General features: G+C 63.8%; 17 protein-coding genes. 11 read left to right on the forward strand and 6 right to left on the reverse strand.

Features of this window, described 5'->3' with window-relative positions; genetic code table 11:
- Positions 1 to 5 precede the first annotated feature (5 nt).
- Complete coding sequence (locus tag JNB89_RS20710; protein WP_220363452.1) at positions 6 to 230, reverse strand: cysteine-rich CWC family protein; 225 nt, start codon at positions 228 to 230, stop codon at positions 6 to 8.
- A gap of 265 nt (positions 231 to 495) precedes the next feature.
- Here JNB89_RS20710 and argB point away from each other — a divergent pair, with 265 nt between their 5' ends.
- The 7 genes from argB (at position 496) to JNB89_RS30940 (ending at position 7,832) form a co-directional block, all read left to right on the forward strand.
- On the forward strand, positions 496 to 1,395 hold the full coding sequence (gene argB, locus JNB89_RS20715) for an acetylglutamate kinase (protein WP_013337747.1): 900 nt from the start codon (positions 496 to 498) through the stop codon (positions 1,393 to 1,395).
- 206 nt (positions 1,396 to 1,601) lie between these two features.
- Positions 1,602 to 2,405, forward strand: coding sequence for a pyrimidine 5'-nucleotidase (locus tag JNB89_RS20720; RefSeq protein ID WP_220363453.1), 804 nt, complete (start codon positions 1,602 to 1,604; stop codon positions 2,403 to 2,405).
- Positions 2,372 to 3,070 carry a nucleoid occlusion factor SlmA gene (slmA, locus tag JNB89_RS20725; protein ID WP_220363454.1) on the forward strand — a complete coding sequence of 233 codons (699 nt, stop codon included), beginning with the start codon at positions 2,372 to 2,374 and terminating at the stop codon, positions 3,068 to 3,070. The genes JNB89_RS20720 and slmA overlap by 34 nt, the downstream gene beginning before the upstream one ends.
- Positions 3,071 to 3,386: 316 nt before the next feature.
- Positions 3,387 to 4,532, forward strand: a complete 1,146-nt coding sequence (gene metX / locus JNB89_RS20730; protein WP_220363455.1) for a homoserine O-succinyltransferase MetX — start codon at positions 3,387 to 3,389, stop codon at positions 4,530 to 4,532.
- Positions 4,529 to 5,137: a methionine biosynthesis protein MetW gene (gene metW / locus JNB89_RS20735; RefSeq protein ID WP_013337743.1), complete on the forward strand. Its 609-nt coding sequence runs from the start codon at positions 4,529 to 4,531 to the stop codon at positions 5,135 to 5,137. The genes metX and metW overlap by 4 nt, the downstream gene beginning before the upstream one ends.
- Before the next feature lie 14 nt (positions 5,138 to 5,151).
- Positions 5,152 to 6,558, forward strand: a complete 1,407-nt coding sequence (locus JNB89_RS20740; protein ID WP_135892461.1) for an AmpG family muropeptide MFS transporter — start codon at positions 5,152 to 5,154, stop codon at positions 6,556 to 6,558.
- 89 nt (positions 6,559 to 6,647) lie between these two features.
- On the forward strand, positions 6,648 to 7,832 hold the full coding sequence (locus JNB89_RS30940) for a M48 family metallopeptidase (protein WP_223216821.1): 1,185 nt from the start codon (positions 6,648 to 6,650) through the stop codon (positions 7,830 to 7,832).
- A 117-nt stretch (positions 7,833 to 7,949) separates the two neighbouring features.
- On the opposite strand, the gene JNB89_RS20750 is transcribed toward JNB89_RS30940, so the two are convergent.
- From JNB89_RS20750 to gatC, 5 genes are all read right to left on the reverse strand, one after another.
- On the reverse strand, positions 7,950 to 8,729 hold the full coding sequence (locus tag JNB89_RS20750) for an exodeoxyribonuclease III (RefSeq protein WP_013337740.1): 780 nt from the start codon (positions 8,727 to 8,729) through the stop codon (positions 7,950 to 7,952).
- A gap of 83 nt (positions 8,730 to 8,812) precedes the next feature.
- Complete coding sequence (locus tag JNB89_RS20755; protein WP_220363457.1) at positions 8,813 to 9,646, reverse strand: PPK2 family polyphosphate kinase; 834 nt, start codon at positions 9,644 to 9,646, stop codon at positions 8,813 to 8,815.
- Between the two features lie 195 nt (positions 9,647 to 9,841).
- Positions 9,842 to 11,317: an Asp-tRNA(Asn)/Glu-tRNA(Gln) amidotransferase subunit GatB gene (gatB, locus tag JNB89_RS20760; protein ID WP_220363458.1), complete on the reverse strand. Its 1,476-nt coding sequence runs from the start codon at positions 11,315 to 11,317 to the stop codon at positions 9,842 to 9,844.
- Between the two features lie 5 nt (positions 11,318 to 11,322).
- Positions 11,323 to 12,810 carry an Asp-tRNA(Asn)/Glu-tRNA(Gln) amidotransferase subunit GatA gene (gene gatA / locus JNB89_RS20765; RefSeq protein WP_218741680.1) on the reverse strand — a complete coding sequence of 496 codons (1,488 nt, stop codon included), beginning with the start codon at positions 12,808 to 12,810 and terminating at the stop codon, positions 11,323 to 11,325.
- A 178-nt stretch (positions 12,811 to 12,988) separates the two neighbouring features.
- Positions 12,989 to 13,288 carry an Asp-tRNA(Asn)/Glu-tRNA(Gln) amidotransferase subunit GatC gene (gene gatC, locus JNB89_RS20770; protein WP_006050533.1) on the reverse strand — a complete coding sequence of 100 codons (300 nt, stop codon included), beginning with the start codon at positions 13,286 to 13,288 and terminating at the stop codon, positions 12,989 to 12,991.
- A gap of 374 nt (positions 13,289 to 13,662) precedes the next feature.
- Here gatC and JNB89_RS20775 point away from each other — a divergent pair, with 374 nt between their 5' ends.
- From JNB89_RS20775 to mrdA, 4 genes are all read left to right on the forward strand, one after another.
- Entirely contained in the window at positions 13,663 to 14,706 is a 1,044-nt protein-coding gene (locus JNB89_RS20775; protein ID WP_004189550.1) for a rod shape-determining protein, read from the forward strand.
- Between the two features lie 151 nt (positions 14,707 to 14,857).
- Positions 14,858 to 15,961 carry a rod shape-determining protein MreC gene (gene mreC / locus JNB89_RS20780; RefSeq protein WP_220363459.1) on the forward strand — a complete coding sequence of 368 codons (1,104 nt, stop codon included), beginning with the start codon at positions 14,858 to 14,860 and terminating at the stop codon, positions 15,959 to 15,961.
- Positions 15,958 to 16,470: a rod shape-determining protein MreD gene (mreD, locus tag JNB89_RS20785; RefSeq protein WP_013337735.1), complete on the forward strand. Its 513-nt coding sequence runs from the start codon at positions 15,958 to 15,960 to the stop codon at positions 16,468 to 16,470. Before mreC ends, mreD begins: the two co-directional genes overlap by 4 nt.
- Before the next feature lie 141 nt (positions 16,471 to 16,611).
- Complete coding sequence (gene mrdA / locus JNB89_RS20790; protein WP_220363460.1) at positions 16,612 to 19,068, forward strand: penicillin-binding protein 2; 2,457 nt, start codon at positions 16,612 to 16,614, stop codon at positions 19,066 to 19,068.
- Positions 19,069 to 19,077: the final 9 nt, after the last annotated feature.

The following is a 19,077-nucleotide window of genomic DNA, read 5'->3' on the forward strand; positions in this document are numbered from 1 at the left end:
CGCGCCTACGGCGATTCGGCTCCTGACTCCGGCTGGGCCACCCGCGCGATTTCCGCTGCGAGACATTCGGGGCAAAGGCAACGGCCGGATGGGTCGAGCCGCTCGCGCGGCAGCGGCGGCATTTGGCGGCACCAGCAGTCGAACGGCTCGGCATGCATCGCGCAGTCGAACGCATTGCCGCAGCGCGGGCAACGCGCGCTGCCAGGTGGGCGTGAGGCGGACGGTTTCATGACAGGCGGACGTTCTCGCTGGAGCATCGACGAGGAAATGATGCCACGCCTCGCGTCCTACTGTGAGTCGTCCATTCGGCCAGTTCCCAGGCGAGCCGGTTGCGCGCTACGCTGGGCCGTTGGATAGCACTGCAAACCCCGGTTGCGCAGGGCGGAAACGGCGGCGTTGCGCGCCGCCGCCGCGCGTGTCGAAAACCCTGCTGCAGTGCGCCAGTCCTGTACAATTCGCCCTTGTTTCAACTGTTCCGTGCCCGAGCCTGCCGCCATGTCCGAGCTTCCCGACCTTTCGCAGATTGCGCCCACCCTGAAGGCTGAAATTCTGGCCGAGGCGCTGCCTTACATTCGCCAGTACCACGGTAAGACCGTGGTCATCAAATACGGCGGCAACGCCATGACGGAAGAGCGGCTCAAGCAGGGCTTTGCGCGCGACGTAATTCTTCTGAAGCTGGTCGGCATCAATCCGGTCATCGTGCACGGCGGCGGTCCGCAAATCGACCAGGCGCTCAAGAAGGTCGGCAAGCAGGGCACCTTCATTCAAGGCATGCGCGTCACGGACGAAGAGACGATGGAAGTCGTCGAATGGGTGCTGGGCGGCGAGGTGCAGCAGGACATCGTCACGCTGATCAATCACTTCGGCGGTCACGCCGTGGGCCTGACCGGCAAGGACGGCGGGCTGATTCACGCGCGCAAGATGCTGATGCCCGACCGCGACAATCCCGGCCAATACGTTGACATCGGCCAGGTGGGCGAAGTCGAGGCAATCAATCCGGCCGTGGTGAAGGCGCTGCAGGACGACGCGTTTATTCCGGTGATCTCGCCGATCGGTTTCGGCGAAGACGGGCTGTCGTACAACATCAACGCCGACCTCGTTGCGGGCAAGCTGGCGGTCGTACTGAACGCCGAAAAGCTCGTGATGATGACGAACATCCCCGGCGTGATGGACAAGGAAGGCAACCTGCTGACCGACCTGTCCGCGCGAGAAATCGACGGGCTATTCGCCGACGGCACCATCTCGGGGGGCATGCTGCCGAAGATCTCGTCGGCACTGGACGCGGCAAAGAGCGGCGTGCGCTCGGTGCATATCATCGACGGGCGTATCGAACACTCGGTGCTACTGGAAATTCTCACCGAACAGCCGTTCGGCACAATGATCCGCTCGCATTGATTTCTTTGTACCATCCGGCACAGGGGGCGCGCCGCTGCAACGTCGCCCCATATGCCTGCTGCGCCTGCTGCGCCGGCCGCGCGGCATCAGCGCGATGCGCAGCCGCTGGCGTGACGGGCGCGACGGGCGCCAGTCGCAGCCGGTCCCGCTCATGTCTGCGTCGCGCGCTCGCCGCGGCGCCCGGCGCCTGAAGCGCCCTCTTTCCCATGCGAACTCCGACTTTCCGGCGCCGTCGTCCACAGATCGCAGGTGGCCGCCCCGTCTGGCTGTTCGATCTGGACAACACGCTGCACCACGCGTCGCACGCCATCTTTCCCGCGATCAATCAGGCGATGACGCAGTACATTGTCGACGCGCTGCAAGTCGAGCTCGCCGAAGCGAACCGTCTGCGCACCGGCTACACGCAGCGCTATGGCGCGGCGCTGTTGGGCCTCACGCGCCATCATCCGCTGGATGCCAACGACTTCCTGAAAGTCGTGCATACGTTTCCCGATCTCGGCTCGATGATCCGCCACGAGCGCGGCGTCGCGCGTCTTGTCGCGGCGCTGCCGGGCCGCAAGATCGTGCTGACCAACGCTCCGGAAGCGTATGCGCGGGCGGTGCTCGCGCAATTGCGCATCGAGCGTCTGTTCGAGCAGGTGATCGCCATCGAGCATATGCGCGACCGGCGCCAATGGCGCGCTAAACCCGACCACGCAATGCTGCGTAAGGCCATGCGCGACGCACATGTATCGTTGAAAGACGTCGTGCTGGTCGAAGACACGCGCTCGCACCTGAAGAACTACCGGCGGCTCGGCATCCGCACCGTCTGGATCACCGGTCATTTGCCGCGCAAGCCGCATGCGGACGGCGTGCCTACGCGGCTGCCGGGCACCGGCCGGCCGCATTATGTCGATCGCAGCATTCGTTCGCTAAAATCGTTACGACTGAGCACCCGCTCGGTTCGATTGAAGCGCCAGCAGACGGGACGACAGCCATGCAGCCGATCGACAAGCCTGATGAAGCCCTAGCCGAACACGCCCCCGCTCACGACCCCGCGCTGACGTCACCGCCGCGCGCGCAGCGCCCGAAGCCGGGCGAGCGCCGCGTGCACATTCTGCAAACGCTTGCGGCAATGCTCGAAGCGCCGAAAAGCGAAAAGATCACCACCGCCGCGCTGGCCGCCCGGCTCGGCGTGTCTGAAGCCGCGCTCTACCGTCACTTTGCGAGCAAGGCGCAAATGTTCGAAGGACTAATCGAGTTCATCGAGCAGACCATCTTCGGCCTCATCAATCAGATCGTCGACAAGGAAAACAATGGGGTGCTGCAAGCGCGCGCCATCGCGCTGATGCTGCTGAATTTCTCCGCGAAAAATCCCGGCATGACGCGCGTGCTGACCTGCGAGGCGCTCGTCGGCGAACATGAGCGGCTGACGATGCGCGTCAATCAGATGCTCGAGCGCGTCGAAGCTTCTTTGAAGCAGTGTCTGCGCGTAGCGACGGCCAACGCCAACGCTAACGCCGACGCCTGCGCACAAGACGCGCCTGCGCCCGTTCCGGCGGGCTACGACCCCGCCGTGCGGGCAAGCCTGCTGCTGAGCTATGTGATTGGGCGCTGGCACCGCTTTGTCCGCAGCGGCTTTGTGCGCCTGCCGGCCGACGATGCAGACCAGCAATTGCGCGTGATCCTTCAGTAAGGCGCTGGCGCAGCGCGCCGGCACGCAGGCAGACGTTGCCGCGTGGAATTTTCCGCTATACTTTGCGCCTGACTGCGGCCCTGCAGCTTTGCTGAAAGCACATTTCAGCCACCTGAACACACAGGGTGCCGCACTCCAGAACAGAAAAGTCATACGCGCCGATTTGCTGACTCGATTGCGGGCGCGCGAACTCGTGGAGCAATCCCCGGTTCACTATAAATGCGGCTAAAGAGGTCGTCAGCCGCGCACAAGTCGTTCTCCCCCGTGCTTTGCCGACGCCGTCTAGCCGCCCTGTATTTGTCAAATGGCGGAATGAATGGAATCGATCGGTATCGTCGCTCCAACAAAAATGCATTTCCCCGAGCCGTTGCGTCTGCAAAACGGCAGTTCGCTCGCGGGCTACGACCTGATGGTCGAGACCTACGGCACGCTCAACGCGGCGCGCAGCAATGCAGTGCTCGTGTGTCACGCGCTCAACGCGTCGCACCACGTGGCCGGCGTGTATGCGGACAATCCGAAGGACATCGGCTGGTGGGACAACATGGTCGGTCCCGGCAAACCGCTCGATACCAACCGCTTCTTTGTGATCGGCGTGAACAATCTCGGTTCGTGCTTCGGCTCGACCGGGCCCATGAGCATCGATCCGGCAACCGGCAAACCGTATGGTGCGACGTTCCCGGTCGTGACGGTCGAAGACTGGGTCAACGCGCAGGCGCGCGTCGCGGATCAATTCGGCATCGAGCGCTTTGCGGCCGTGATGGGCGGCAGTTTGGGCGGCATGCAGGCGCTCGCGTGGAGCATGATGTATCCGCAGCGCGTCGCGCATTGCATTGTGGTGGCATCCACGCCGAAGCTCTCGGCGCAGAACATTGCGTTTAACGAAGTGGCACGCTCGGCGATTCTGTCGGACCCGGATTTTCACGGCGGCAACTACTACGCGCATGGCGTGAAGCCGAAGCGCGGCTTGCGCGTCGCGCGCATGATCGGCCACATCACCTATCTGTCGGACGACGACATGGCCGAGAAATTCGGCCGCTCGCTGCGCCGCGCGGAAGGCGCGCTCGACGCCTACAACTTCAATTTCGACGTGGAATTCGAGGTGGAGTCGTATCTGCGCTATCAGGGCGACAAGTTCGCCGACTACTTCGACGCCAACACTTACCTGCTGATCACGCGCGCGCTGGATTACTTCGATCCGGCGAAGGCTTTCGACGGCGATCTGACAGCGGCCCTTGCGCACACCACGGCGAAGTATCTGATTGCGAGTTTCACCACCGACTGGCGTTTCGCGCCGGCCCGCTCGCGTGAACTCGTGAAGGCGCTCCTCGACCACAAGCGCACGGTCACGTATGCGGAAATCGACGCGCCGCACGGCCATGACGCCTTCCTGCTCGACGACGCGCGCTATCACAACCTGATGCGCGCCTACTACGAACGCATTGCGAACGAGGTGAACGCATGAACCAGCGCGCACTCGATTATCTGGCGCTGCGCCCGGACTTCCGCGCCATCGCCCGCTGGGTGGAGCCGCGCGCCACGGTCCTCGATCTGGGTTGCGGCGACGGCTCGCTGCTCTCGCTGCTCAGCGAGGAACTGGACGTGCAGGGCTACGGCATCGAGATCAACGACGCCGGCGTGCTGGCCGCCACGCAAAACGGCGTCAACGTGATCCAGCAGAATCTCGAAGACGGCCTGCGTCTTTTCGAGGACGGCAGCTTCGATTTCGCGATCCTCTCGCAGACACTGCAAACCATTCATCAGACAGCGGCGATTCTTCGCGAAACGGTGCGCGTCGGCCGCGAATGCATTGTCTCCTTTCCGAACTTCGGCTACTGGGCGCACCGGCTCTCCGTGCTGCAAGGGCGCATGCCGGTGTCGAAGTCGCTGCCCTATCAATGGCACAACACGCCGAACGTGCGCGTGCTGACCATCAAGGATTTCGAGGCGCTCGCGCCCGAGGTGGGCATCGAGATTCTCGACCGCGTGGTGCTGCACGATGGTCAAACCGTGAGGTGGGGCGTGAACTGGCGTGGTAGTCTTGCGGTCTATCGCGTCAAGAAAAGCTAACGCAAGTTATCCACATGTCGAACCCGCCGCACGAGGCGCCCGCACCCGCACCCGCAGTTACCGCTCACGAGGAACACCCCGGTTGGCGCGCCTTTTTCAATACGCGCATGCTGATCTGCGTCTTTCTCGGCTTCACGTCGGGCTTGCCGCTGTTTACGCTCGTTTATCTGGTGCAAGCGTGGTTGCGCTCCGAAGGCGTCAATTTGAAGGAGATCGGTCTCTTTGCGCTGATCCAGTTTCCGTATACCTGGAAATTCATCTGGGCGCCGCTCATGGACCGCTACGTGCCGCGCCTGCCAGGCTGGCGTCCGGGCAGGCGGCGCGGCTGGATGCTGGTCACGCAGATCCTGGTCGCTGGCGCAATCGGCGCGCTCGGGTTCGTGTCGCCGCGCGATTCGATCTGGACAGTGGCGGCTTTGACCGCGCTCGTCGCGTTTTTCGGCGCAAGCCAGGATATTTCGATCGACGCCTACCGGCGCGAACTGCTGAGCGACACCGAACAGGGCCTCGGCAACGCAGTGCATGTCAACGCCTACAAGATCGCGGCGCTGGTGCCCGGTTCGCTCGCACTTATTCTGTCAGATCATTTGCCGTGGACAACGGTTTTCATGGTGACCGGCGCCTTCATGTTGCCGGGCATTGTCATGACGCTTGTAGTACGCGAACCCGAAATACACGGCACGCCGCCCAGAAATCTGCGCGAAGCCATCGTGCAGCCGTTCCGCGAATTTCTCGAGCGCGACGGCTGGCGCGGCGCGTTGTTCGTGCTCGGCTTCATCTTTCTGTACAAGCTCGGCGACACGATGGCGACAACGCTGTCCACGTCGTTCTTCCTCGACATCGGCTTCTCGCGCACGCAGATCGGCGTGATCGCAAAGACAACTGCGTTCGCCGCGAGTCTCGCGGGCGGCATTGTGGGCGGCGTCTGGCTGATGAAGATCGGCATTGGCCGGGGTCTGTGGATTTTCGGCGTTTTGCAGATGGTGTCGACGCTCGGCTTTGCGTGGCTCGCGCATCTCGGCCCGGCTTCGCCTGGCTTGACGGCAATTTATGACATCGCAGTGGGAATCAGCACGGGCACCACGAAGCTGCTGTCCTGGGTCGGCATCGACTGGTCGGTGCAGCTCGAGCCACGCTCGGTCGCACTTGCTCTCGTGTACGGTTTCGAGACCTTCTCCACCGGGCTGACAATGGCGGCCTTTACTGCGTACATCGCCAGCACAACCGATCCGCGCTATACGGCCACACAGTTTGCGCTTTTCACGAGCCTCGCTTCAGTGCCCCGTACGCTAGCCTCGGCGGCAAGCGGCTATGTGGTCGCGCAAATCGGCTGGTTTGACTACTTCATTGTCTGCACTGCGCTCGCCTTACCGGGCATGCTGCTTCTATTGCGCATTGCGCCGTGGAGAGTGCGGTCGTGAAAACGTTTCTCGCAAAGCAGTCCGCATGCTGGCGTGCCCGCCGCGTCACAGGGCGCGTCGCTGGCCGCGGCGTGCTGCGCGATGCGTTTATGCTTGCCTTCGTGAGCTTCCTGAGCGCGGCTCTCCCGCTCAACGCGCATGCCGCTGCGGCCTCGCCCGTAGCCGCAAACAGCGCCGCTGCGGGTGCATCTGCGAATGCCGCCAATGCTGTAGCATGGGCGCCGCAACCCACCGCGCCGACCCCAAAGTCTGCCGCGGCTGCCGCCAACGCCGAAAGCGCGGCGGCTGCGCCACCGGCCGCGAACGGCGTCAACAACGCCGGCAGCGCGCCGGCTGCGGGCACGTCGCCGGGATCGTCGGTGCAACCGTCCGCGAGCGGGAAAGCGACGAGTCCGGCAAGTCCATCGGTCACTGGCGGTACAAAGCCGCCAGCCACCGCGGCCGCGTCCGTGCCGTATAGCCCGAACAACCAGTTGCGCTACGGCGGCTATCTGGTGTTCCGCAACCTGATTCCATCGCCGATGCTCGAGGCCCAGGCCGCCGAAGAGTTCAGCCAGATCGTGTATGGCGCCGAACACGCGAACCGTCTTTACGACGACGCAGACGCGCACGTCACGCGCGTTCGCTCAATCGTCGACAAGATGGTGCCCTACTCGCTCAAATGGAACGAACGCGCGAAGGGCTGGAAGTGGGACGTCGCCGTGGTGCGCTCGCCCGACATTCGCATGTACTGTCTGCCGGGCGGCAAGATAGTCGTGTATGGCGGTCTGCTTGACCGCGCGCGCCTGAACGACAACGAACTGGGTATGCTGATCGGCCACGAGATCGCCCATGCGTTGCGCGAACATGCGCGCGAGCGGCTCGGCCAGTTGCAGGGCAGCCAGCTCGCTTCGTCCGGCACCATCTCGCAACTGTTCGGCCTCGCGGATCTCGGCGCGGCGCCGCTCGGCATCGGTTCACGGCTGCTCGAAATGAAGTACGAAAACACCGACGAAACCGAAGCCGACGTGATAGGCAGCGACATTGCCTCTCGCGCCGGATTCGATCCGCGCGCGGCGGTCACGCTGTGGGACAAGCTCGCGCAGGCCACGCGCAGCAGCCGCGAGCAGGGTTTCATCTACGTTCACCCGTACTCGCAGTCGCGCCGCCAGGACATCATCAAGCGCCTGCCGGATATGCTGCCGCTCTATGCGAAGGCCATCGGCAAAACGGTCGATGCGCTGCCGGACTACGCGGGCATGGGTCGCCCACGCCGCAAGCTCGCGCGCGATTAACGCGCGCTAAGCCGCTCGAATGAGTGCGCGCGCTGCCGAACGCCCACGTTCCTAACCCACGCTATCGCGCTCACTCTGCGTCACGCGAGTTTCACGCGACGGTGCCAAACATAGAACTCACTTCTTCACGTCGTGGTCGTAGTCGACGGTGAGCGGCGCGTGGTCGCTGAACTTGATGTCGCGAAATACCTCGGTGCGCTTGGCCTTGCCGGCGATGCCAGGCGTTGCAATCTGATAATCGATACGCCACCCTACGTTCTTCGCGTACGCCTGGCCGCGATTGCTCCACCACGTGTATTGCTCCGGCCGCTGATCCAGCGTGCGGAATACGTCGACGTAACCCACTTCATCGAAAAGTTTAGTGAGCCACGCGCGCTCTTCAGGCAGACAGCCTGAGTTCTTCTGGTTGCTCTTCCAGTTCTTGATGTCGATTTCCTTGTGGACGATATTGACGTCGCCGCACACGATCACCTCCCGTTCGCGCGCGAGTCCCGCGAGATGCGGCATGAACTCGTCCATGAAACGATATTTGGCCTGCTGACGTTCCTCGCCGCTCGACCCCGACGGCACGTAGACAGACACAATCGACAGCTTGCCAAAGCGCAGTTCGACATAGCGCCCTTCGGGGTCGAACTCCTCGCTGCCGAAGCCGATCACCACCTCGTCCGGCTCGTGCCGCGTATAGACACCGGCGCCGCTATAGCCCTTCTTCACCGCGTGCTGGAAATAGCCGGTGAAGTCGTGCGGCGCCATGAATTCCGGCGTCATGTCGTCTTGCGAACATTTGATTTCCTGCACGCACAGGACGTCGGCGTTCTGCTCGCCGAACCAGTCGAAAAAACCTTTCTTTGCCGCTGAGCGGATGCCGTTCAGGTTAGCGGTAATCACACGCAACATGTCGTTCCTTTGTGTCTTCGTTCGATTCGTTTCTGATTCGTGTTCGGGCGCGGCCTCGGGAGCGCGACCTCGCGAGCTGCACGTCACTCGACCTTGACGCCTTTCAACGATTCTTTGGCTGGCGGAAATTCGAGCTTCAGTTCCCGGAAAGTGCGCAGCAGCAACTCGGCAACCATCAGGTTGCGGTGCGTTTTGGAGTCGGCGGGAATCACGTACCACGGCGCGTATTCCGTTGAAGTCGCGGCAAGCGCGTCGCCATACACGGACAGATATTTGTCCCACTGCTTGCGCGCGTCGAGATCCGACACGTCGAATTTCCAGTGCTTGGTCTGGTCGTCGATGCGCGCCTGCAACCGCTCGCGCTGCTCTTCTTTCGAGATGTGCAGCATGCACTTGATGATCGCCGTCTCGCTGTCGGAAAGCAGTTCCTCGAACTGGCGAATGTGGCGGCATCGCACGTCGAATGCACGGGCGTCGATGCTGCCCAGCACCGTCGGCACGAGCAGGTCTTCGTAGTGGCTGCGGTTGAAGATGGTCAGTTCGCCAGCCGCGGGCGCCTGCGCATGCACGCGCCACAGGAAGTCGTGCGCGAGTTCGTCGGGTGTGGGTGCCTTGAACGGCGCGATACGCAGACCGAGCGGATCGACTTCGTGAAACACGGCGCGAATCGTGCCGTCTTTGCCGCTCGTGTCCATGCCTTGCAGCACCAGCAGCACGCGGCGCTTTCGTTGCGCATGCAAACATTCCTGAAAGACGTCGAGTTCCGCGCCAATTTCGGAGAGCCGCTCACGGTCTGAATCTTTCGATCCGGTGGAAAAAGGCTTCGCCGCGGGGTCGAAGTCGTCGAGCGAGAACTTGCTCTTCTTGCCGTCGAAGTAAGGCACGCGGAAATCGTCGAGTTCGGGTCGCTTCGCCATCCACATGCTCCGTATGTCTGCGTTCGGGTTCGCCAAAGCGGCCCGCAAATGAAACGGGCCGTTGCCTGCAACTTTCGTTTCCGGCAACAGCCCGCGGTCACCAAAGCGTGAGTGCTTCGGCTGTGTCCGATCAACCGCACTTCGTCCGGCTTCAGGCGGGCTTCAGTGAGGCTTCCGTCTGACGCCAGGCCAGTTTCAGCTCAGCTTCTTCTTCAGCAGTTCGTTCACCTGCGCCGGATTTGCCTTGCCCTTGGTCGCCTTCATCGCCTGGCCGATGAGCGCGTTGAACGCCTTTTCCTTGCCGGCGCGGAATTCCTCGACCGACTTCTGGTTCGCAGCGAGCACCTCGTCGATGATCGCCTCCAGCGCGCCCGTGTCCGAAATCTGCTTCAAGCCCTTTGCTTCGATAATGCGGTCGGCTGCGGCCTCGTCGTTCGCTTTCTCTTCCCAGATCGTCAGGAAAATTTCCTTGGCGATCTTGTTGGAGATCGTGCCGTCGGCAATGCGTTGCAACAGCAGTGCCAACTGCGCGGACGACACCGGACACTCAGCAATTTCGAGGCCTTCGCGATTCAGTTGCGACGACACCTCACCCATCACCCAGTTGGCCGCGACCTTGGCGTTGGCCGCGCCGAGCTTGCCGACCACCGCTTCGAAATACGCGGCCGTCGCCTTGCTCGAGGTGAGCACGTTCGCGTCGTACGGCGTCAAACCGTATTGCGACACAAAACGCTGCTGGATCGCTTCCGGCAGTTCCGGCATCTCGCGCTTCACGCGCTCGACCCACGCCGCGTCGATGACGAGCGGCATCAGGTCGGGATCGGGGAAATAGCGGTAGTCGTGCGCGTCTTCCTTGCTGCGCATGGAGCGCGTCTCACGCCGGTCCGGGTCGTACAGACGCGTTTCCTGGACGACCGTGCCACCGTCTTCGATCAGTTCGATCTGACGGCGCACCTCGTACTGGATCGCTTCTTCAAGGAAGCGGAACGAGTTCAGGTTCTTGATTTCCGCGCGCGTGCCGAACTCGGCCTGGCCGACTGGCCGCACCGACACGTTGGCGTCGCAGCGGAATGAACCTTCCTGCATGTTGCCGTCGCAAATACCGAGCCACGTGACGAGCGTGTGCAGCGTCTTGGCGTAAGCCACCGCTTCAGCCGCGCTGCGCATTTCCGGCTCGGTGACGATTTCGAGCAGCGGCGTGCCCGCGCGGTTCAGGTCGATGCCGGTCATGCCCGCGAAGTCTTCATGCAGCGACTTGCCCGCATCTTCCTCGAGGTGAGCGCGCGTCAGATTGACGACCTTCGAGTACGCCTGGGTGCCGGCTTTTTCGTTGCCTGGCACCTGAATCGTCACCTGCCCGCCTTGCACGACGGGTATCTCGTACTGGCTGATCTGATAGCCCTTCGGCAGGTCGGGGTAGAAGTAGTTCTTGCGCGCGAAAATGCTGCGCGGCGCGACCGTTGCGCCAATGGCGAGCCCGAACTGGATCGCGCGCTCCACTGCGCCACGGTTCATGACCGGCAACGTGCCGGGCAAGGCCAGATCGACTGGGCACGCCTGCGTGTTGGGTGCGGCGCCGAACTGCGTGGGCGCGCCCGAGAAAATCTTGGATTGCGTGGACAGTTGCGCGTGGGTCTCCAGACCGATCACGACTTCCCATTGCTTGGTCATGGTGCTCACACTCCTGCCGGTGCCTTGCGGTGCCAGTCGGTCGCGCGCTGGAACGCGTCGGCCACCTGCAGCATCCGGGCTTCATTGAAATAATTGCCGATGATCTGCAACCCCACCGGGCGCTGGGCGTTCGCGCCCGCGCCGAAGCCGCACGGCACGCTCATGCCCGGCAGGCCGGCGAGGCTGACCGACAGCGTGTAGACATCGGCGAGATACATCTGCACCGGATCGTCGCCCTTCGCGCCAAGATCCCATGCCACAGAAGGCGCAACCGGTCCCATGATGACGTCGCACTGGGTGAACGCCTGCTGGAAATCTTGCGCGATGATGCGGCGAATTTTCTGCGCCTGCAGGTAATACGCGTCGTAGTAGCCATGCGACAGCACGTAGGCGCCGACCATGATGCGGCGCTTTACCTCGGGCCCGAAGCCCTCCGCGCGCGATTTCTTGTACATGTCGAGCAGATCGCGGTACTCCGCGGCACGATGGCCGAAGCGCACGCCGTCAAAGCGCGACAGATTCGACGACGCCTCAGCGGGCGCGATCACGTAGTACACGGGAATGGACAGCTCGGTTTTCGGCAGCGACACTTCGACGAGCGTGGCGCCAAGCGCCTCGTATTGTTTCAGCGCGGCGTCGATGGCCGCGCGCACGTCGTCTGCAAGACCGGCGCCGAAATACTCCTTCGGCAAGCCGATGCGCAGGCCGGCGAGCGGCTTGCCTGCGTCACCCTGCTTCCACGGCTCGCCGAGGTAGCGCGTGTAGTCTTCGTCGTCGCGCACGAGGCTGGTGGAATCGCGACTGTCGAACCCAGCCATGGCGTTGAGCAGCGTTGCGCAGTCAGCGGCGCTTTGCGCCATTGGGCCACCCTGGTCGAGCGACGAGGCGAACGCGATCATGCCGTAGCGCGACACGCGGCCGTAAGTCGGCTTGATGCCGGTGATGCCCGAGAACGACGCCGGCTGACGGATCGAGCCGCCCGTATCCGTACCGGTTGCCGCGGGCACAAGGCGAGCGGCGACGGCCGCAGCGGAGCCGCCCGACGAGCCGCCGGGCACCGCCTGACGATCCCACGGGTTTTTTACGGGACCAAAATACGAATTTTCGTTCGACGAGCCCATCGCGAACTCGTCCATGTTGGTCTTGCCGACACACACCATGCCGGCCGTCTGCAGCCGCTCGACCACGGTGGCGTCGAACGGGCTTTCGTAGTTCGACAGCATTTTCGAGCCGGCGGTGGAGCGCCAACCCTTCGTGACGAACACGTCCTTGTGCGCGATCGGCACGCCGGTCAGCGGACCGCCGTGACCAGAGTGCAGCAGCGCGTCCGCGGCTTTGGCCTGGGCGAGCGTCAGTTCGGGGTCCACCTGAATGAACGCATTCAGGCCCGCAGCGGCGTCGATGCGCTTCAGATAAAGCTGCGCCAGCTCGACTGCGGAGCATTCCCTCGCCGCCAGCGCGGCGCGCAGTTCGGTCAAACTTTTTTCATGCATTGCGTGTTGTCCTGGAAAGCGCGGCAGCGCATGGGCGCTGCCGTGGAGGCGTTCGATTGCCCGCCGGCGAACCGGGCCGAAGTCGCGGCGAGAAAACCTGCCGGAGCCGGCTGCGGGGCGGCGCGCCGATCACGCAGCTCGCGGCTTGCAGGCTGCGCGCGACCCGCCGTTGCGCGTGCTACTCGATCACCTTCGGCACGAGATACAAGCCGTCCTGCACGGCCGGCGCGGGACGCTGGAAAGCTTCACGTTCGATGGTTTCGGTCACCGCGTCGTCGCGCAGGCGCAGCGCGACGTCTTCGATCTGCTCGATCGGATGGGCAAGCGGCGCAATGCCCGTGGTGTCGACCGCCTGCATCTGCTCGACGAGGCCGAAAAACTCGTTGAGCTGGACAAGCGTGTGTTCGGCGTCGGCGTCGGCCAGTTCGAGCCGCGCGAGATGCGCGATGCGCTTAACATCGGTCAGGGTCAAAGCCATGCAGTCACCGGAAAAAGTGGCGGGCTGCCGCAGCAGGAAAAGAGCGCTGCGACAGCGAGTTACGACGCTGGAGGAAGACCTCGAAAAAGGGGCCAGCGGCGGCAAAAAGTGCCGTCCGTTTCCTTCAAAACATCCAAAATTATAAGGTATCATTACGCGTTCGACCCAAACCCGGACCGACTTACCAAGGCCTTTCTGGACATTTCGTGAAGATGGTTCGGATTTTTCTGGCCTGGCTTTGCACCGGCCTCCGGTAGACTCCCTCGCAGCTTCAGTTCCTGTGGCGCCGCTTCGCCCGGCTGAAGCTGTTATTTTTTCCGCTGCCGCCCTGCGCAAGATTGCGCGGCCCGGCCCCAAGCGAGACAGGATTTTGAATGTTCGGTTTTTTGCGCAGCTACTTCTCCAACGACCTGGCGATTGACCTCGGCACCGCCAACACGCTCATCTACATGCGTGGCAAGGGCATCGTTCTCGACGAACCGTCGGTCGTGTCCATCCGCCAGGAAGGCGGACCCAACGGCAAGAAAACCATTCAGGCAGTCGGCAAGGAAGCCAAGCAGATGCTCGGCAAGGTGCCGGGCAATATTGAAGCAATCCGCCCCATGAAAGACGGCGTGATCGCCGACTTCACGGTTACGGAACAGATGATCAAGCAGTTCATCAAAACTGCTCACGAATCGCGCATGTTCTCGCCGTCGCCGCGCATCATCATTTGCGTGCCGTGCGGCTCGACGCAGGTGGAGCGCCGCGCTATCAAGGAAGCCGCGCACGGCGCGGGCGCCTCGCAGGTGTATCTCATCGAAGAACCCATGGCCGCCGCAATCGGCGCCGGCCTGCCGGTATCGGAAGCCACCGGTTCGATGGTCGTGGACATCGGCGGCGGCACGACCGAAGTCGGCGTGATCTCGCTCGGCGGCATCGTCTATAAGGGTTCGGTGCGCGTGGGCGGCGACAAGTTCGACGAAGCCATCGTCAACTATATCCGCCGCAACTACGGCATGCTGATCGGCGAGCAAACAGCTGAAGCCATCAAGAAGGAAATCGGCTCCGCCTTCCCGGGTTCCGAGGTCAAGGAAATGGAAGTGAAGGGCCGCAATCTGTCGGAAGGCATTCCGCGCAGCTTCACCATCTCCAGCAACGAAATTCTCGAAGCGCTCACCGACCCGCTGAACCAGATCGTCTCTTCGGTGAAGATCGCGCTCGAGCAAACGCCGCCGGAACTGGGTGCGGACATCGCCGAACGCGGCATGATGCTCACCGGCGGCGGCGCATTGCTGCGCGATCTGGACCGCCTGCTCGCCGAGGAAACCGGTCTGCCGGTGCTCGTCGCGGAAGACCCGCTCACGTGCGTCGTGCGCGGCTCGGGCATGGCGCTCGAGCGCATGGACAAGCTCGGCAGCATCTTCTCGTACGAGTAAGCGAGCAAGTTCGATGTCAGTAGCGCGGATCTGGCAAACGGCCCCCTGCGGGCCGGTTTGCCATTGGCTCGGCCGCCCGGCGTCCGTGCGCTGAGCCGCGTTTTCAGCGCGCCGCCGCCTCACCCAACCGCTTACGCCCCCGGCGCCGACCATGGAATACAGTCCGCCGCCCCTTTTCAAGCAAGGCCCTTCCGCACTCGCGCGGCTCGTGTTTTTCGTCGTGCTGGCGCTTGCCCTGCTGATCTCCGACGCCCGCTTCAGAACGCTCGAAATCGTTCGCGGCGTGCTCGGCGCGGGTCTTTATCCGTTGCAGCGCGCCGCGCTGGTGCCGCGCGACGTCTTCATGGGCGCCGCCGACCTGGCTGTGACGAGCGCCACGCTGCGCAGCGACAACGAGAAGCTGCGCACCCGGAACCTCCAACTGTCGCAGCAGGCGAATACCGCCGCCGAACTCTCCGCGGAAAACGCCCACTTGCGCGCATTGCTGCAACTGTCGCAGCGTGCGACCACGCAATCGCTGCCCGCGGAAATCCAGTACGACACGCGCGATCCGTTCACGCAGAAGGTGGTGATCAACCGCGGCGCGCAGCAAGGCATCCAGAACGGCTCGCCGGTAGTCAACGAAGACGGCGTGATCGGCCAGGTGACCCGCGTGTTCCCGCTGCAAGCCGAAGTCACGCTGCTGACCGACAAGGACCAGGCCGTGCCTGTGCAGATCGTGCGCACGGGTCTTCGCAGCGTCATTTACGGGACGCCGAAAGGCGACACGCTCGACCTGCGCTTCGTGCCGATCAGCGCCGACGTGCAAACGGGCGACGAACTCGTCACGAGCGGGCTCGACGGCGTCTATCCGCCGGGCTTGCCGGTCGCCAAGGTGGTACGGGTCGACAAGCAGGCCGACACCGCGTTTGCGCGCGTGATCTGCCTGCCGATTGCGCCCGTGCGCGGTGCGCGTCAACTGCTGGTACTGCATTACGTGAACGATTTGCCGCCGCGCCCGGTCGAGGAGCCGGAAACGCCCACGAAAGACGGCAAGGCCAAGAAGGGCGCCAAGTCGGCCGACAGCAAGGCCGCTGCGGACAAATCCGCGAAACCGTCCGAGAAGTCCGCGAGCAATGCAGCAGGCCAGGCCGCCCAGGCGGCATCGGCCGGCAAGCCTGCGGCCACCGAGCAGAAATCCGCATCCGCAGCAGCGAAGAAACCCGCCGCTCCTGAAAAGGCCAAGCCGCAGACCGCGCCGGGGGCCAAGCCATGAACCGCCCGCAATATATCCTTCAGCCGGTCAATCCGTACTTCATCGCGTTCAGTCTCGCCGCTGCGTTCCTGCTGAACCTGATGCCGTGGGGGCGCCTTGTCGGCGTGCCTGATTTCGTCGCGCTCGTGCTGCTGTTCTGGAACGTGCACCAGCCGCGCAAAGTGGGCATGGGCATTGCCTTCTTCCTCGGTCTGCTAATGGACGTGCACAACGCGAGCCTGCTAGGTGAACATGCGCTCGCCTACACGCTGCTCTCGTACGGCGCGATCACGATCCACCGCCGCGTGCTGTGGATGTCGCTAGGCGTGCAAACTTTCGCGGTCATGCCGCTTCTCGTCATTGCACAACTGGTGCCGTTCATAATCCGTCTGCTGACGGGTGCGGCGTTTCCCGGTTGGGGCTACCTGATCGACGGATTTGTCGAAGCCGCGCTGTGGCCCGTCGCCAGCGTGCTGCTGCTAATGCCGCAGCGCCGCCCGGCCGACCCCGACGACACGCGGCCCATTTGATCCGGCGCCGCGCGTGCAGGCAGTTGTCATGAAACCGGCATTGCCTGCCCGCGCGACGCTCATCGCTTTTCATGCCTTCCGGTTTTGCCCGGATCAGGCGCACACTCATGATGGCCCTCGCCCGGCCTTTCGCAGAATCGCATGACCGAATTCAAGGACACCCAGCAGCAGCTCTCGAAGTTCCGCGTGCGCGTCGCCGCGGCGGGTCTGTTCGTGTTCGTCTGCTTCGGGCTGATCGGCTTTCGCTTCCTGTTCCTGCAGGTCTGGCACCACAGCAAGTACTCGCTGCAGGCGGACGAAAACCGCATTTCCGTCGCGCCGATCGTGCCGAACCGCGGCATCATCACGGACCGCAACGGCGTGGTGCTGGCAAAGAACTACTCGGCATACACGCTCGAGATCACCCCCTCCAAGCTCAACGCACCGCTCGAAAGCGTGATCGACGATCTGGCCACCGTCGTTTCGATCGACGCGCGTGACCGCCGCCGTTTCAAGAAGCTGCAGGAAGATTCGAAGAATTTCGAGAGCCTGCCGATCCGCACCCGCCTCACCGACGACGAAGTAGCGCGCTTCACCGCGCAGCGCTTCCGCTTTCCCGGCGTGGAAGTGCGCGCGCGCCTGTTCCGCCAGTATCCGCTCGGCCCGACGGCCGCGCACGTGATCGGCTACATCGGGCGGATTTCGCAGCGCGACCAGGAGCGCATCGACGACGCCAGCGATCGGAACGACAGCGATCCCGAGCATTACGACCCGCGTCTGGACGCGAACAACTACAAGGGCACCGACTACATCGGCAAGATCGGCGTCGAGCAGAGTTACGAGACGGAACTGCACGGCCAGACCGGCTTCGAGGAAGTGGAAGTGACTGCCGGCGGCCGGCCGGTGCGCACGATGTCACGCACGCAGGCGACGCCCGGCAATAACCTCGTGCTGTCGCTCGACATCGGCTTGCAGCAGGTGGCCGAGCAGGCGTTCGCGGGCCGGCGCGGCGCGCTGGTCGCCATCGAGCCGTCCACCGGCGACGTGCTGGCGTTCGTTTCCGCGCCGAGCTTCGATCCGAATTCGTTCGTAGACGGTATCGATCAGCAGACGTGGGACGAGCTGAACAACTCGCCCGACCATCCGCTTCTGAACCGACCGCTGCACGGCACGTATCCGCCGGGTTCCACGTACAAGCCGTTCATGGCGCTCGCCGCGCTTACGCTGCACAAGCGCACGCCGGGCTGGGGCTTTCAGGATCCGGGCTCATACACCTTCGGCGGTCACACGTTCCGTAACGACGTGCGCTCCGGTCAGGGTTGGGTCGACATGAACCGCGCGATCGTGGTGTCGAACGACACGTATTTCTACATGCTCGCGCACGATCTCGGCGTGAACAACATCGCGAATTTCATGAAGCCATGGGGCTTCGGCCAGATCACCGGCATCGACATTGCCGGCGAGGCGCGCGGCATCCTGCCGTCCACGGATTGGAAGCGCAAGGCGTACCGCAAGCCCGAACAGCAAAAGTGGTACGAAGGCGAAACGATCAGCCTGGGCATCGGCCAGGGCTACAACTCGTTCACCATTCTTCAACTTGCGCACGCCACGGCCACGCTCGCGAACAACGGCGTGGTGATGAAACCGCACCTCGTGCGCGACATCGAAAATCCAATCACCAAAGACACGCGCCCGGTCGTGCGCGATCCGAGCGACAGGATTCCGGTGAAGCAGTCCGACATCGACATCATCAAGCGTGCGATGGAAGGCGTCGTGACGAACGGCACGGCGTCGAAGGTATTCATCGGCGCGCCGTACCTGGCGGCGGGCAAGACCGGCACGGCGCAGGTCTACTCGCTGCAGGGCGCGAACTACAAGGGTCACGCGATCGCCGAGCATCTGCGCGACCACGCGCTTTTCATCGCCTTCGCGCCGGCCGATCAACCGAAGATCGCGCTCGCGCTGATCGTCGAGAACGGCGGCTGGGGCGCGGAGGCGGCCGGCCCGATCGCGCGCAAGGTGCTCGACTACTACCTCGTCGGCAAGAACAAGCCGGGCGCCGAGGCGGCGGCTGTGGCGGCGGCGGCTTCGGCCACTCAGGACGCGTCCGCGCCGGAAGTCGGCGCTGCGCCCGCGCCGCAGGAAGCGACGCAGCCGGTCAAGATCGCCGCGGGCTTTACCGCGCTGCCTATGCCGGGGGCGGCGTCTGCCGCAACTGCTGCTTCGGCGGCGGCGGCTTCTTCGGCTGCGGGGGCCTCGGCTGCTGCGGCTGCGCCGCCAGCGAATCGCGCGTCGGGGCCAACTGGCACGGCAAGCGTCGCGTCTTCCGCCGCCGCAACGACATCCAGAGCGCCCGCTGCTGTGGCGGGTCCATCAGCGGCGCGCAAGCAGCCGGCATCGGCTGCCGCCGCCAGCACGCCAGCGACCGCGTCAGCCTCGGCGGCCGACCACGCGACCCCGCGCAAATCCGGCGCGCCACGCCTGCCACGCCCGGCGAGCGCACCTGCGCCCGCGGCCGCCGCACGCCCTGCAAGCAACGGGGGCCCGCAACCATCGCGCGATAGCGGCACCGAGCCCGCGTCGCCACGTCAGCCGGTTTCCGGCGGCATCGACGAATAAGGAGAAAGG

It is taken from the genome of Paraburkholderia phenoliruptrix (genome assembly GCF_019511605.1).
GTDB lineage: Bacteria > Pseudomonadota > Gammaproteobacteria > Burkholderiales > Burkholderiaceae > Paraburkholderia > Paraburkholderia phenoliruptrix_A.

What these genes read in the sequence shown, in the direction of transcription:
- gatC (WP_006050533.1), bottom strand. Translation starts at nt 13,288, where the DNA reads ATGGCTTTGACCCTGACCGATGTTAAGCGCATCGCGCATCTCGCGCGG.
- gatB (WP_220363458.1), bottom strand. Translation starts at nt 11,317, where the DNA reads ATGACCAAGCAATGGGAAGTCGTGATCGGTCTGGAGACCCACGCGCAA.
- metX (WP_220363455.1), top strand. Translation starts at nt 3,387, where the DNA reads ATGGAATCGATCGGTATCGTCGCTCCAACAAAAATGCATTTCCCCGAG.
- mreD (WP_013337735.1), top strand. Translation starts at nt 15,958, where the DNA reads ATGAACCGCCCGCAATATATCCTTCAGCCGGTCAATCCGTACTTCATC.
- mreC (WP_220363459.1), top strand. Translation starts at nt 14,858, where the DNA reads ATGGAATACAGTCCGCCGCCCCTTTTCAAGCAAGGCCCTTCCGCACTC.
- JNB89_RS20710 (WP_220363452.1), bottom strand. Translation starts at nt 230, where the DNA reads ATGAAACCGTCCGCCTCACGCCCACCTGGCAGCGCGCGTTGCCCGCGC.
- mrdA (WP_220363460.1), top strand. Translation starts at nt 16,612, where the DNA reads ATGACCGAATTCAAGGACACCCAGCAGCAGCTCTCGAAGTTCCGCGTG.
- JNB89_RS20720 (WP_220363453.1), top strand. Translation starts at nt 1,602, where the DNA reads ATGCGAACTCCGACTTTCCGGCGCCGTCGTCCACAGATCGCAGGTGGC.
- JNB89_RS20750 (WP_013337740.1), bottom strand. Translation starts at nt 8,729, where the DNA reads ATGTTGCGTGTGATTACCGCTAACCTGAACGGCATCCGCTCAGCGGCA.
- gatA (WP_218741680.1), bottom strand. Translation starts at nt 12,810, where the DNA reads ATGCATGAAAAAAGTTTGACCGAACTGCGCGCCGCGCTGGCGGCGAGG.
- metW (WP_013337743.1), top strand. Translation starts at nt 4,529, where the DNA reads ATGAACCAGCGCGCACTCGATTATCTGGCGCTGCGCCCGGACTTCCGC.
- JNB89_RS30940 (WP_223216821.1), top strand. Translation starts at nt 6,648, where the DNA reads ATGCTTGCCTTCGTGAGCTTCCTGAGCGCGGCTCTCCCGCTCAACGCG.
- JNB89_RS20740 (WP_135892461.1), top strand. Translation starts at nt 5,152, where the DNA reads ATGTCGAACCCGCCGCACGAGGCGCCCGCACCCGCACCCGCAGTTACC.
- JNB89_RS20775 (WP_004189550.1), top strand. Translation starts at nt 13,663, where the DNA reads ATGTTCGGTTTTTTGCGCAGCTACTTCTCCAACGACCTGGCGATTGAC.
- argB (WP_013337747.1), top strand. Translation starts at nt 496, where the DNA reads ATGTCCGAGCTTCCCGACCTTTCGCAGATTGCGCCCACCCTGAAGGCT.
- JNB89_RS20755 (WP_220363457.1), bottom strand. Translation starts at nt 9,646, where the DNA reads ATGGCGAAGCGACCCGAACTCGACGATTTCCGCGTGCCTTACTTCGAC.
- slmA (WP_220363454.1), top strand. Translation starts at nt 2,372, where the DNA reads ATGCAGCCGATCGACAAGCCTGATGAAGCCCTAGCCGAACACGCCCCC.